Here is a 13,633-nt window from a genome sequence, read left to right as displayed (position 1 = left end):
TGTGAATCCGCGGCCTGTGGACCTGTGTGCCCGTGGATCCGTGGACCTGTGGACCCGCGACCCCGTGAAGAGGAGATACCTGGTGTGGGACATGCCCCTGACCGCCGGCTTCGAGGCGGACGACCCGGGTTGTCTGAGGGACGGCGAGGCCGCCCGGCTGCTGGACGGGCTGCCCTGGCGCCGGCTCGTGGTGCTCGGCGACGGCAGGGCGCCCCGGCGCGTGGAGCGGGTGGACGGCTACGACCGCGCGCCCTGGTACGACCGGGTCGCGGACGCCCTGCGCGTGGCGGAGCCCCGGCTCGCCTGCCTCAGCCTGCTCGGCGTCCGGGAGCAGAGCGCTGCGGCGGTCCGCTCCCGGCAGCTTCCCCGGGCGCTCGCGTTCGGCGGCGATCTGGCGGTGGTGCAGATGGCCGGTCATGACGTACTGCACCCGGCGTTCGACGCGAACGCGCTCAGGACGGAGGTGGTCCGTGTCGTCGCCCCGCTGCGCGAACACGGCTACGACGTGGTGCTGGTGACCCCTTTCGACCTGACCCGGTCGCCCGGCGCGCGGCTGCTCGGCGAGAAGGTGCTGCGGACCCGCCAGCGCGCGCAGTCCGACGCGTGCGCGACCCTGGCCCTGCGCCACGGCGCCCTGTACGTGGACCTGGCCGCCGCGCATCCGGCGGCCGGTGAAGAGGTGTGGAGCGCCGACGGCCTCGTCCAGAACGGCCGCGGCCAGGCCGTCATGGCCGCCGCGGTGGTCCGTACCCTCGGGGACCACATGAGAGCGACCCGCCCCGTCAGCGCCCCGCTCACGTAGGTGAAGGCCCGGGCAGGAATCCGACAGGAGGCGGACAAGACTCGGACAATGCCCTGGTCACAGGATTATCGCGGCTTCTATACCGGTCGGGAGCACCCGATATGCAGGAGGTAGAGGCAATGCGGAAATCCTTGGTGGCCGTGGTCGCTCTCGGTGGTCTGGCGATCGGCGGTACGGGCCTGGCCGTCGCGGGCGAGGAGGTGGCCGGGGCCGGTGGTCCCGGCGGCGCCGCGCGGAGCGGTGAGGGCCGGACCCTGTCGAGCGGGTCCCAGAACGGCGGGCAGGTCGCGTCCCCTCAGGTGAAGAACGCCGCTCAGGCCGCGGACCTGGTGCTGCGGGAGGTGGGGGGCGGGCGTGTGACCGGGGTCGGACTGGAGGAGGAGGCCGGGCGGGCCGTCTGGAAGGTCGTCTTCGTCAACGGGAGTGGTACGCAAGGGGCTCAGGTGGACGCCCTGACCCGGGTGGTCCAGGAGACCGCCGCCGATCCCGCCATCGCCGCCGGCAGCACCTTCGACGATGACACGTGCACGGACGACGACGATGACGACGGCATCGATGACGATGACGATGACGACGGCGGCGACCGTCAGGGCGTAGAGCCCAACAAGTAGGCGCGAGGGCGGGAAAGCGGCGCACCACCCCGGCCGGCGGTACTCCCCCACCGTCCGCCGGCCGGGTCCGCTCTCCCCTCACCCACCGACCGTCACCCCCCGACACCAGGGAAACGTCATCGTGAAGCCGGCAGACCGCATCGTCAGAATCGTGCATGTGGAGGGCGCGGGCCTTCTCGCCTCCGACACCCACGGCCGGGTCCATCTCCTCGACGGGCGATTGCGCGTCGTCCGGTCGTCCCCCTTCGTCCCGCAGGGCAGGCCGTTGTACGGGCTGGCCGTCGCCGAGGGCTGGGTCATCGGCAAGGACCGGATGGGCGCGCTGTTCCGCTGGTCGCTCGACACGCTGGAGTTGGTCGACCGGCTCGACCCCGCCACCGTCTGCGACCCCGCCCTGCTCATCCCCAACGAGCGCCCGTCTCCCGTCAGTTCGCGGGGCATCGGCATCTGGAAGGGCAAGGTCCATGTCACCAGCGGCTACCACCAGCAGATGCTCGTGGTCGATCTGCACACCTTCACGGTGCTGGAGATCCGCCCCAACATCTGCGGTGCGAGCCCCATGGAGTGGGCCTGTACCGAGCATCCCACCCGGCACGCCGTCTCCGACAAGAAGGGGAACCTCCGGTTCGGGTCGTTCGACGACGACGCCGGCTTTCCCGACCGGGTGAAGCTGGACGACGGCAACATCCACCGGGTGCGCTACGACGCCCGCCACGACCGGTTCTGGGCCACTCAGGACTTCGGCGCGGGCGAGAACGCCGACATCGCCAACGGGGTCGTGGTGGTGAGCGCGTCGGGCGAGAAGGAGGACGAATGCCTCTTCGCCCGCGACGACGTCGAGTTCGTCGCCTTCTCCCCCGACCATCTGCGGGCGTACGCGGGCGGCTTCGACGGTGAACTCCACATCTTCGACAACACGGAGCGCGCCCTGTGCATCAGCCGCACCGTGACCGGCTTCCCGCACCAGCTCTCCGATCTGACCGTCTCCGCCGACGACGGCCAGGTGTATGTGCTCTGCCAGGACGGCGAGATCGTCCAGCTCGACGCCGACGGCACCTTCGTACGGGCCATGGGCTTCCCGCGGCAGGCCGTGTGGGACATCCAGCCGTCGCCCGAGGACCCCGGCACCCTGTACTGCGCCACGGACACCGGGGTCGCCGTCGTCCGTGTCCGGGAGTCGGCGGGCGGGCCGATGACCCAGGTGACGGCGGAGTACACCACCGGATTCGGGTTCACGCGCCGGGTGGCGCCCGTACGGTCCGCGGGGCGGTCCGGGTGGCTCGGCATCACCCGCGACCACCGTGTTTTCCGTACCGACCACGACAGGACCGGCCACGCCAGGACCGGCCACGCCAGGACAGGCCACGCCAGGACAGGCCACGACGAGACCGGCCACGGCGGGGGCGAGGGCCCCGGCGCCGCGCTCCGGTGGAGCACGGAACTGCCCGCCCTGCCCCACACGGTCGCGGTCAGCCCGGACGGCGCGCGGGCCCTCGTCGCGACGAACGCGGGCGCCGTCGAGGTGGACACCGGCGACGGGCGCCCGCTCGACACCTTCACCGTGGACGGACTGCCGGTCTGGGCCGCGGCCTATCTCCCGGACGGCGACCGCCTCCTGGTCACCAGGAACGGGGTGATCGTCGTCCTCGACCGGGCGGACGCGTCCGTACGGTGGCGGTTCGACCAGGGCGAGTACCCCAAGCGCCTGTGGATCCAGAGCGGCCGCGCCTATCTCACCGGCGACGGCGGGGTGAAGGAACTCGTCGTCGGCGAGGGCGTCGTGGCCCGCTGGCTCAGGCTGCTCTCCAACACCGTCGAGAACGCCGTCGTCGGCGACGGCCTGGTGATCGCCAGTTCGTACGGGATGCAGCTCGCCGCGTACGACTACACGACCGGGGCGTTCCTCGGGCTGTTCGAGGACCTGCCCGACTACCCCAAGGCGCTGTCGCTGCTGCACGGCGCCGACGCCACCCCGTATCTGCTCGTCGGCTGCCGTACGGGGCTGCTGTCGCTCTACCGGATCGAGCGGCGCCCGAAGAAGGTCCGTCTCGTCAAGGTGCGCGACCACTGGCTGCCCCGCCGCCCCGCCGTCCTCGACCTGCGGATCCACGACCGGTGACGCACCGCACGGCGACGCCACGAGGGACCGTACGCCCGATGCCCCCAGCGACCGACCGCCCGGAGAGGGAAGCACCATGCGCACGATAGATCTGAAGCCCGACCCGCTGGGCCATGCCGCCCCGATCACCCATGTCGCCTTCCGGCCGGACGGCAAGCGCCTGGCGAGCTGCTCGTACGACGGAACCGTGCTGGTGTGGGACACCGGCGAACCGGCCAGGCCCGTCCCTCTGACGCGGCTGCGCCACCGCCGTCTCGTCAACGCCGCCGCGTGGAGCCCGACCGCGCCGACCCTGCTGGCCACGGCTTCGGCGGACAAGACGGTCGCGGTGTGGCGGATCCCCGAGCACGGGCGGCACCGTCTGGTCACGGTGCTCGCCCGGCACACCGACGACATCAACTCCGTGGCCTGGATGCCGGACGGCCGGCGTCTCATCTGCGTCTCCGAGGACGGCCGCGCCACCATGTGGGACACGCCGACCGGCGCGCTGCTCGCCGAGATCGGCTCCCACGCGGCCCACTGCATGATGGTCTCGGTGAGCTGCGAGGGGCTGGTGGCCACCGTCGGTGAGGACGGCATGGTCGCGGTCGGCGACCCCGGCCGCCCGGCCACCGCGGAGATGCGGCACTACGCGTCGTCCGTCGAGGGGTGCGCCTGGTCGCACTCCGGGAAGCTGCTGGCCGTCGCGCGCGACGACGGGGTCGTCAATCTGCTGACGCCGGACCTGGAGTGCCTGCGGACGATCACCGTCTCCACCGCCGCGGCGCGCTCGGTGGCGTGGGCGGACGACGACTGCTCGATCGTCGTGGGCGCGTACGACGGTTCGCTGCACTGGATCGACATCAGCGGCGAGCCGGTCCGGCAGGTGCACGACGCGCGGCTGTGGCCCCGGTCGGTGGCGGCGACGCGGGGGCTGGTCGCGGCGGGCAGCTTCTGGAACGCGCCGCATCTGCTGGACTTCGCGACCGGAGCGGAACTCTCCGCTCCGCGGCGGCCCGGCCATGGCGCGAACGCGCTCGCGGTCCTCCGTGACCGTCCGAACAGTGACCGCCCGCACGGCGACCGCCCGCACGGCGACCGGCTTCTCGTCGGGTGCGACTCGGGGAGCGTCCTCGCCCTGGACGTGGCGGGCGGGGCGGACGGAACGGGCGGAGCCCCTGCCGAGGTAGAGGTCCTGCCGGTGTCCGCGAGCCCGGTGCTGTCGCTCGTCGCCGGCCACGACGGAACCTTCTACGCCGGTACCTACGCGGGCCATGTCGTACGCCACGACGGCGAGGACATGACCGTCAGCGCCCCGCTCGGCGCGCCCGTGCCCTCGCTCTGTCTGGCCGGGGACCTGCTCGTCGCCGGTACGTACAACGGCGAGCTGATCGCCCTCGACCCGGTGACCCTCGCCGAGGTGGAGCGGGGCGCCCCGCACGCGGGGTCGGTGAAGTCGCTGTCCGCGTTCGACGGCGGTTTTCTGTCGGCCGCCACGGACCGTACGGTCGCGGCCGGGCGGCTGCACGACCGCGTCACGCTCTGGCAGCACGGGAATCTGGTCAACGCGGTCGCCGGGCTGGGCGACCGGGTGGTCGCGTCGGCGTCGCGGGACCACACGGTGAAGGTCGGCCTGCTGGTTCCGCGCGATCCGGCCGGGGCCCCGGGCCCGGCCCCGGGCGGCCGGCGCGCCGCGAACGTACAGACCCTGCTCGGCCCCGACGAGTCCGTCAAGTGCGTCGGCCTGCTCGGCGATCCCGACGCGCCGGTCGTCCTCGCCGGTTCGTACGACTTCGGCCTCTACGCCTGGGAGATCGACTGGCAGGACAGCGTCGGCACGCTCGGCTCGGGCCGCCTCGTCAGCGCGTTCCGGCAGGGGCTCTCCTGTATGACCCCGTGGGACGAGCGGCGGATGGTGGTCGCGGGGTGGGACGGGCGGCTGTCTCTCGTGGGGCGGGAGCGGCCGGACGCTCCGGTACGCGAACTGCGGTCGTGGCAGGTGGAGGAGTTGATCGAGCAGGCGGACAGCGCCGGGAACATCGACGTCACGGCCCTGGCGCGCTCCGCCGGGCACACGCCGGCGCTCGGCACCCGCGCGGAGCGGACACCCGACAGCGACACACGGAACGGGACACGGGCATGACTCCACCGGACACGACCACACCTCCCGCACCTCCCGCACCTCCCACCTCAACCGCGCCTCCCACCTCTCCCGTACCGCCCTCCCCGCACTTCGCCGCCCACGCCGAACCGGCCGACCCGCGCCTGCTCCACCCCGGCCAGGACGCCGCCGCCCGGCTGCGCGGCCTGACCCCCGCCGAACTGGCCGCCGCCGTCGAGGATCCGGCCGAGCCGCTGGCCGTACGCCTCGCCGCCGGCGGGCTGCTGGCGCTCCTCGGCGACCCCCGCATCCGTACGGGCGCGGCGCCCGCCACCCGTGCCGTGGCGGGCGGCTCCGTACCCATCGGTCTGCCGCCACGGTCCGTCGCGGCGGTGGTCGACGCATGGGCCCATGTGGGCGTGGAAAGGGCGTGGATCGAGAAGGAGACACCGGTGGAACAGGTCGCGCTGGCCGACTACTGGATCAGTACCTACCCGGTCACCAACGCGGAATACCGGCACTTCCTGGCGGACACACGCCACCCCGGCCGGCCGACCACCTGGTACCTGGGCGCCTATCCGTACGACCGGGCCAACCACCCCGTCGCCGGCGTACGCCCCGAGGACGCCGACGCGTACGCGCTCTGGCTGTCGGAACGCACCGGGCATCCCTGGCGGCTGCCCGGCGAGGCCGAGTGGGAGTACGCGGCGAAGGGGCCGCTGGGGTACGCGTTCCCGTGGGGCGACACGTTCGACGCGACGGCAGCCAACACCCGGGAGACGGGTGTGCACACCACCACCCCGGTGGGCGCGTTCCCGGCGGGCCGGTCGCCGTTCGGCGCGTTCGACATGGGCGGGAATGTCGAGGAGTTCGTCGCCGACGACTACCGGCCCTACCGGGGCGGGTCGTTCGTCACGGACGACCTCTCGGCCGGCCCGGACCCCGCGGCGGGCCCGGACCGTTCTTCGGGTACGAACGGCCCCGCCCGCACGGACGGACCCGCCGGTACGGACGGACCCGCCGGTACGGACGGGGCGCGCGTCGCGTACCGGGTCGCCCGGGGCGGCAGCTTCTCGCGCTTCGGCGATCTCACGCGCACCCGGCGCCGCCACGGCGCGTTCCCCAGCCCGCTCTACCCCATCGGTTTCCGGCTCGCCACCGGCGCCCGCCCATGACCGCCCGCGCCCTGCCCGGCCGTATCCGTCGACGTGAGGACTCCCGTAACCCCATGACGCCCGCCATTCCCGACCAGCTCTGGAAGAAACTGACGAGCACCGTGGGCCTGGTCTCCGTACGGCATGGCTCCGCCACGAATGTGATGGCGGCGGAGTGGTCCTACTTCGTCAACAAGGCGCCCCTGTACGCGGCCGTCGTCCTCGGCCCCCGCTCCGCGTCCGCGGCGCTGATCGCCGCCGCCGGGGAGTTCTCGCTGACCCTCTGCGCCGAGAACCAGGCGGAGTTGGCGGACTTCGCCGGAAGCTTCTCGCTGGCCGACATCGACAAGACCGGCAGCGAGCTGATCACCTTCGGCGCGCCCACGGCGACCGGTACGCCATGGGTCACCGGTGGTGTGGTCGCGGTCGAGTGCGTGCTCCGCGAGACCGTCCGCTTCCCCGTGCACACGATGTACGCGGGCGAGGTCGTGGCCGCGCACCTGCCGGGGAACGCGCCGCTCGAAACGGTCCGCCCGCTGGTCAAACACGGGCCGATGCACGTGCTCGGCGATCCCGTACGGCGGACGGCGATCGTCGCCGCCGCGCAGTTGCTGCCCGACGGGCTGCTGCGCATCGCCGCCACCGGACCGGCCGCCACGGGCCATGGCGCCGCCGACGCCCGGTGGCGGGTGACCCTGCTGACCGCCGACGGCGGCACCGTACCGCTCGGCGAGCATCCCCCGGCCGCGTACGGCGACTTCCTCATCGATCTGCCGGTACCGGTGTCGCACCGGCTGCCCGCCGAGCGGCTGCACGGCTGCCGCGTGCTGGTCGAACGGGACGGCGCCAAGGCCGGACGGACCGACATCACCGGAGTGCCGGCCGCGCCCGGCGCCCTCGGAGCCCCGGGAGCCCCCGTATGAGCGAGCCCCTGCCGCCCCTGGCCCTGCCCCTGCCCTCCGCGCCGCTGCGGCTGGCCGCCGTGCAGACCGGGGCGGCCTCCGGGGACGTGGCCGCCAACGCCCGCCACGCCGCCGCCCTGACGGTGCGCGCCGCCGACGAGGGGGCCGGGGTGGTCGTCCTCCCCGAGCTGCACCTGTGCGCGTACGACCTGCCCGCGCTCGCCGCCGCGCCCGACCGCTACGCGGTGCGCGCGGACTTCGGCCGTACCGTCATCGACCCCCGGCTCGACCCGCTGGCCGAGGCCGCCGCCGCCCGCGCCGTGACCGTACTGACCGGCGCGGCGGTGCGCGGCGCCGACGGGTCGCTGACCAACTCGGTGCTGGCGTTCGGCCCTTCGGGCCCGCCCACCGTGGCGTACGACAAAGAGCACCTGTGGCACGCCGACGAACGCGCCCTCTTCGCGGCGGGGCCGCCCGGGCAGCGGAGCGCGGCCCTCACTGTCGGCGGCTGGCGGCTGGGGCTCGGTGTCTGTTACGACATGTCCTTCCCCGAGCACGGGCGCGCGGCGGCCCTGGCCGGGGCCCATGTCTACGTCTGCCCCAGCGCGTTCGCGGCCGGCAACGAGCACCGGGCGGACGTCTATCTCGCCGCCCGCGCGCTGGAGAACACCGTGTACGCGGTGTTCTCCAATCCGGTGGGCGGCCCCGCGCACCGCCCGTGCGGCGGCGGTACGGCCGTCCACGGGCCCGGCGGCCGTACGGTGGCCCGCGCCGCGACGGCGGGCGAGGAGACCGTCCTGGCCGATCTCGACCCGGCCGGGCTGGCGGAGGTGCGGGGCCTGCTCCACATGCTGGAGGAGTGCCGTACCGCGCTCGGCTGAGGCCGGGTCGGCCGAACCCTCAGGACACCTTGTCCGCCCGTGCCTCGTAGCCGGGCGAGACCGTGAGCCGGAAGCCCACGCAGCGCAGCGTCTCGATCCGGCGGGGGTCCCCGAGCTTGCGGCGCAGCGCCGCGATGTGCACGTCGAGGGTCTTGGTCGGGCCGAAGAAGTTCGGGTCCCACACCGTGCCGAGGATCTGCTGCCGCGAGCAGACGGCGCCCGGGTCCTCGGCGAGGAGGGCGAGCACGTCGAACTCCTTGGGCGCGAGGCTGACCGGCCGGCCCGCCACATGGACCTGGCGGGTCCGCCGGTCGATCCGGATGTCCCCGATGATCTGCGGTGCGGTGCCGACCGCCCCGCGCGTCCCCGGCGCGTCGGGCATCGCGGTGACGAGCGCGGGCCGGGCGGCGGGAGCCGCACCGACCGGAACGGCGGTGGGCGCGGCACCGCGCCCGGATCCGTACGCCGCCGCGCGCCCGGATCCGTACGCGGCGCCGTGCCCGGCGGGGATCGTGTGGCGGGCGGGCGCCGTCATGCGCGAGCGCCGGGTCACCGCCCGGATCCGGGCCACCAGTTCCCGCAGGCTGAAGGGCTTCGCCAGATAGTCGTCGGCGCCGAGTTCGAGCCCGACCACCCGGTCCGCCTCCGTACCGCGTGCCGTGAGCATGATGATCGGGACGTCGGAGTCCTGCCTCAGCGCGCGGCACACGTCGATGCCGTCCATGTCGGGCAGCCCCAGATCGAGCAGGACCATGTCACCGCGCGGGGCATCCAGGGCCGCGTCGCCGGTGCCGACCCACCGCACCGTGAATCCGTACCGCGCCAACCCGTCCACCAGCGGTTCGGCGATCGAGACATCGTCCTCGACGAGCAGCACCTGCATGCGTGACCCCACCTTTCCTTCGTGCCGTCGCGCAACAACCGTCGAACGTCAGATCACACCTTCCCCCTGGATACGTACGCGGGCGGACGGGCGTTCAGCCGTTTCTCCTACGGAGGAACCCCGGCGGCGCGCGGTCGCGGAGCGGCCCCGTCTCCATTCGTATCTCCGCGTTGCCATGCCATCCCCCTCACGGCGACTATGGCCAGTACATCCCCGGTACATCCCCGCCCCGTGCCCCCGCACCACGCTCCCCTCTGGAGAACCCGCCCCATGGCCACCGCGACGTCGCAGCCGTCCGCCCCGTCCACGCCGTCCACGCCCGCCCTCGGTTCCGCCGGGGAGTGGATCCGGCGCGCCGGGACCGTACCCGCGACGGACACCTACCCGGGCGTGGACGAACTCCTCGCGTCCTTCCGCGCGCTGGCCGCGCTGCACCCGGAGCGGATCACGGAACGCCGGATCGGGACCTCCCGGCTGGGGGAGCCGCTGCCCTGCTTCACGGTCCGGCCTGACACCGTGGGCTCCCCGGGCGGCGCTTCCAAGGGCTCCGGCGGCCCCGTACCCCAGTTCGTCGTCGTCGGCGGGGTGCACCCCAACGAGCCCGTCGGCGCCGTCACCGCCCTCCATCTCGCGACCACCCTCTGCGAGGACGACGCGCTGCGCGCGCACTTCGGCGGCGCGTGGCACATCGTGCCGTGTGTCGATCCGGACGGCGCCCGGCTCAACGAGGGCTGGTTCGCCGTCCCCACCGACAAGCGGCTGTACGGACGCCACTTCTACCGGCCGGCCGGCGACGAACAGGTCGAGTGGACCTTCCCCTTCGCCTACCGCGACGCGTACTTCGACCGTGTCCTGCCCGAAACCCTCGCCCTGATGCGGCTGCTGGACGCCACCGAGCCCCGCTTCCTCACCACCCTGCACAACTGCGAGTCGGGCGGCGCCTACTACTACGTCAATCGGCCCGCGCCCGAGTTGTACGGCCTGCTGGAGGCCGTTCCCCCGGCCGTCGGCATCCCGCTCGCCACCGGTGAGCCCGAGGCCGCGCACTCCCCCCGGTACGCCCCCTCCGTCTACGGCGTCATCGACATGCGCGACGCCTACGACTATCTGGACGGTCTCGGCGCCGACGCCGCCGCCGAGATCTCGGGCGCCTCCAGCGCCGCCTACACCGAGCCGTACGGCACCTTCTACTTCGCCGCGGAGGTCCCGCACTGGGCCCACCCCGAGGCGGACGACGACACTCCCGTGCCCGAGCGCCACGCCGAAGTCGTACGGGAGCGGGCGGACGGGCTCCGCTCCACCGGCGAGCTGCTGAACCGCGTCCTGGAGACCGCCGGCCCGGAACTGACCATCGCGACGCCCTTCCTGCGGGCGGTGAAGGACTTCGTACCGTCGCTGACGAAGTTCGCCGCGCTGGAGAGCGCTCGCGCCGACGGGCTGGAGGAGCGGTACGCGACCGTGGCCGAGCGGTACGCCTGCCGGCACTCCGTGCACAGCTTCCGTATCCGCTTCGGCGGGATGCTGCTGCGCGCGCTCGCCGCCGAGGTGACGGCGGGCACCGCCACCCCCACGGTCCGCCGCTGCCACCAGGAGCTGGAGCGCGCCTACAGCGGCTGGGAGGACGAGGCAGCGCCGGCCATCGGTGACCCGATCCCGATCGCGACGCTCGCCGGGATCCAGTACGCGGCGCTGCTGGCCGCCGCCGACCACGCCAACCGGACCGAGCCAACCGGGACCCCGGACACGGTGGACCCGTAACCCTGGAACCACCGGGCGGGGTGAACCGGGGCCGCGAGGCGGCCGTACCACCCGTACCACCCGTACCGTCGCAGGACTGGGCCGAACGGCTCAAGATGCCGAATCCGGCGCGTCGTGGCTACGCTTGTGCCCGGTCACCCATGAGCCGAGGACTCTCCTCCCACAGGAAGAGGAATCGAACATGAAGCGCACCCGCATCCGTGCCACGGTTGTCGCCGCCGCCCTCGCGGCGGCCCTCCCCGTCACCCTGGGAACGCAGGCGCCCCAGGCCCTCGCGGTCACCCCGTCGCCGGACAGCTCGACATCGGCCGCCGAGTCCACGTCACCGTCGGCGTCGACGTCCCCGAGCACCTCGCCCTCCCCCTCGACCTCGACCTCCAGCTCCGCTTCCGCCTCCCCCTCCACCTCCACCTCGCCGTCGCCCAGCAGGCCGAGGACGGCGCCGGGCGTGGCCGTGCCGTTCGGCCCCGAGTGCTCCTCGCTGCCGAGGCGGGGCGAGGGCAGCCTCCGCGCCATGGCGCGGGAGCGGCTGGCCATCGCCGCGTCGCACAACCCGGACCTGTCCACGCTGGTCGCCGCGGCACGGAAGGCCGCTCTGGTGAGAACGCTGAACAACGGTCACGCTCTCACCCTGTTCGCGCCGACGAACGAGGCATTCGCCAAGATCCCCAAGCGGCAGCGCGAGCGGCTGCTCAACGACCGGGCCCAGCTCGCGAAGGTCCTGAAGTACCACGTGGTGAACCGCAGGATCAGTCCCCGTGAGCTCCCGCACGGCACGTTCCGGACGCTGGAGGGCGCCCCGCTCACGACCTCGGGCTCCGGCACGCACTTCAAGGTCGACGGCACCGCGAAGATCGTCTGCGGGAACATCAGGACGGCGAACGCCACGGTGTATCTCATCGACACCGTGCTGATGCCGAAGTAACCTCGTCCGCCGGACACCTCACGGACACCTCACGGACCGCACCACCGGCCGCGCGAACGGGCCGTACGAACGGGCCGCGGACAGCACTCGTCCGGGGCCCGTTCCCCGCGCCGGTCACGGGGCTACCCTGACCGGCGTGACCATGACACCGTACAAACCCTGGGAGTCGACAGCCTCCGGAATCCTGTGTCTCCCCTCGGGACGGCTCATCCGCGGCCGGGGGCTGCGCCACCCGATGCCGGAGGGCCCGCCACCGACCTTCGCGCTCTATCTGCTGGGGCGCAGACCGCCCAGTGTGGTCTGGGAGAACCGCTGGCTGCGCTGGCCCGACTTCCGGCTGCCGACCGATCGCGAGGCCACCGCGGAAGCGCTCAGGGAGGCGCTGGAACGTTCCGGCACCGAGCGGGTCGAGATCGCCTGCGGGGGCGGACGGGGACGGACCGGCACGGCGCTCGCCTGCCTCGCCGTGCTCGACGGGGTACCGCCGGGCGAGGCGGTCGCGTACGTACGACGGCACTACTCCCGGCACGCCGTCGAGACGCCCTGGCAGCGCCGTTACGTGGCGAAGTTCGGCTGAGCGGCACGCCCCGATCACCAACTCGGTGAAAAGTCGACGCCTTTTGAACCTCTGGCATGGATTCGCCACTCTCTGAACTGCACTTGTCACAGTGCGCAATGATGTGCGTACATGGAGTGGCGTACGGCTCCGAGGGGATGGCGGGGGTGGTCAGCCGTGTCGGACGTTTCTGGTTCTGTGCTCAACAGGTCGACGCTGTCGGTGGGTGCGATGCGGGAGGAATCGGACGACACGCCTCATCCGCCGGGCCGGCCGATCCGTGGCGTGCGGGAGGTGACGGCCACCCTCACCGCACTGGTCCGTTCGGCCCGTCGTGAACTGCTCATCTTCGACGACCCCGGGAGCTGTCTGGGGCAGTGCGTGCCCGAGCACTTCCTCGACTTCACGGGCGCCTGCGTGCGCGCGGCGGGTGAGCAGGGCTGGCCGGAGGGCGGTTCCGGCCGCAGGGGCCGCAGGGGCCGCCCGTCGGTCGGGGTCCGCCGGATCGTTCCCCGGCACGGGCTGGTGGGGCTGGAGCATCCCCTGCCCCACCAGTTCCCCGGCGAAGCGAGGCGGACGGACTCCATCCCGTTCACGATGATCCTGGTGGACCGCTCGGTCGCCGCGGTCCCTCTCGACCTTCAACTCCACTACCACGGGCTGCTGCTGATCCGGGATCCGGTGGTCGTCCAGGCCCTGGTCCGTACGCATGAGATCTGGTGGGAGACGGGCGAGGAGCTGCCGACGGAGGCGCTGCCCACACCGGGCGGCCTGCCGGGGTCGTTACGTCCGGTGCTGGAGGCTCTGGTCGCCGGGATGACGGACGAGACGGCGGCGACGCGCCTCGGTATGTCGAGCCGGACGTACAGCCGCCGGGTGGGCGACCTGCTCGCAGCCCTCGGCACGACGAGCCGCTTCCGGGCGGGCGCGGAAGCGGCTCGAAGGGGGTGGATCTGACAGGG

General features: G+C 73.1%; 12 protein-coding genes. 11 read left to right on the top strand and 1 reads right to left on the bottom strand.

Going from position 1 to position 13,633, the window contains the following annotated elements:
* Positions 1 to 91 precede the first annotated feature (91 nt).
* The 7 genes from ACIQ7D_RS09900 to ACIQ7D_RS09870 all read left to right on the top strand — a co-directional run bounded on the left by ACIQ7D_RS09900 (position 92) and on the right by ACIQ7D_RS09870 (position 8,549).
* Entirely contained in the window at positions 92 to 802 is a 711-nt protein-coding gene (locus tag ACIQ7D_RS09900; RefSeq protein WP_403936084.1) for a GDSL-type esterase/lipase family protein, read from the top strand.
* 119 nt (positions 803 to 921) lie between these two features.
* Positions 922 to 1,413 (top strand): hypothetical protein, encoded by a 492-nt coding sequence (locus ACIQ7D_RS09895; protein ID WP_403935657.1) that lies wholly within the window; start codon positions 922 to 924, stop codon positions 1,411 to 1,413.
* A gap of 121 nt (positions 1,414 to 1,534) precedes the next feature.
* Positions 1,535 to 3,532, top strand: coding sequence for a WD40 repeat domain-containing protein (locus ACIQ7D_RS09890; protein ID WP_403935655.1), 1,998 nt, complete (start codon positions 1,535 to 1,537; stop codon positions 3,530 to 3,532).
* A 76-nt stretch (positions 3,533 to 3,608) separates the two neighbouring features.
* Positions 3,609 to 5,654, top strand: coding sequence for a WD40 repeat domain-containing protein (locus tag ACIQ7D_RS09885; protein ID WP_403935653.1), 2,046 nt, complete (start codon positions 3,609 to 3,611; stop codon positions 5,652 to 5,654).
* On the top strand, positions 5,651 to 6,787 hold the full coding sequence (locus ACIQ7D_RS09880; RefSeq protein ID WP_403935651.1) for a formylglycine-generating enzyme family protein: 1,137 nt from the start codon (positions 5,651 to 5,653) through the stop codon (positions 6,785 to 6,787). The genes ACIQ7D_RS09885 and ACIQ7D_RS09880 overlap by 4 nt, the downstream gene beginning before the upstream one ends.
* Positions 6,788 to 6,840: 53 nt before the next feature.
* Positions 6,841 to 7,689 (top strand): flavin reductase family protein, encoded by an 849-nt coding sequence (locus tag ACIQ7D_RS09875; RefSeq protein ID WP_403935649.1) that lies wholly within the window; start codon positions 6,841 to 6,843, stop codon positions 7,687 to 7,689.
* Positions 7,686 to 8,549 (top strand): carbon-nitrogen hydrolase family protein, encoded by an 864-nt coding sequence (locus ACIQ7D_RS09870; protein ID WP_403935647.1) that lies wholly within the window; start codon positions 7,686 to 7,688, stop codon positions 8,547 to 8,549. The genes ACIQ7D_RS09875 and ACIQ7D_RS09870 overlap by 4 nt, the downstream gene beginning before the upstream one ends.
* Positions 8,550 to 8,568: 19 nt before the next feature.
* Here the strand turns inward: ACIQ7D_RS09870 and ACIQ7D_RS09865 are convergent, their stop codons facing one another.
* A complete protein-coding gene (locus ACIQ7D_RS09865) occupies positions 8,569 to 9,432 on the bottom strand; it encodes a response regulator transcription factor (RefSeq protein ID WP_403935645.1) in 864 nt (287 codons plus the stop codon).
* Positions 9,433 to 9,702: 270 nt separating this feature from the next.
* Between ACIQ7D_RS09865 and ACIQ7D_RS09860 the strand changes: the two genes are divergently transcribed.
* The 4 genes from ACIQ7D_RS09860 (at position 9,703) to ACIQ7D_RS09845 (ending at position 13,628) form a co-directional block, all read left to right on the top strand.
* Complete coding sequence (locus ACIQ7D_RS09860) at positions 9,703 to 11,190, top strand: M14 family zinc carboxypeptidase (protein ID WP_403935643.1); 1,488 nt, start codon at positions 9,703 to 9,705, stop codon at positions 11,188 to 11,190.
* A 181-nt stretch (positions 11,191 to 11,371) separates the two neighbouring features.
* Positions 11,372 to 12,115, top strand: coding sequence for a fasciclin domain-containing protein (locus tag ACIQ7D_RS09855; protein WP_403935641.1), 744 nt, complete (start codon positions 11,372 to 11,374; stop codon positions 12,113 to 12,115).
* A gap of 142 nt (positions 12,116 to 12,257) precedes the next feature.
* Positions 12,258 to 12,692: a protein-tyrosine phosphatase family protein gene (locus tag ACIQ7D_RS09850; RefSeq protein WP_403936082.1), complete on the top strand. Its 435-nt coding sequence runs from the start codon at positions 12,258 to 12,260 to the stop codon at positions 12,690 to 12,692.
* A 210-nt stretch (positions 12,693 to 12,902) separates the two neighbouring features.
* Positions 12,903 to 13,628 (top strand): helix-turn-helix transcriptional regulator, encoded by a 726-nt coding sequence (locus tag ACIQ7D_RS09845; RefSeq protein WP_403935639.1) that lies wholly within the window; start codon positions 12,903 to 12,905, stop codon positions 13,626 to 13,628.
* Positions 13,629 to 13,633: the final 5 nt, after the last annotated feature.

This window comes from Streptomyces sp. NPDC096310, from assembly GCF_044763125.1.
Taxonomy (GTDB): domain Bacteria; phylum Actinomycetota; class Actinomycetes; order Streptomycetales; family Streptomycetaceae; genus Streptomyces.
Note: the sequence above shows the minus strand (reverse complement) of the source record. Positions and strands in the feature narration are given on the sequence as shown.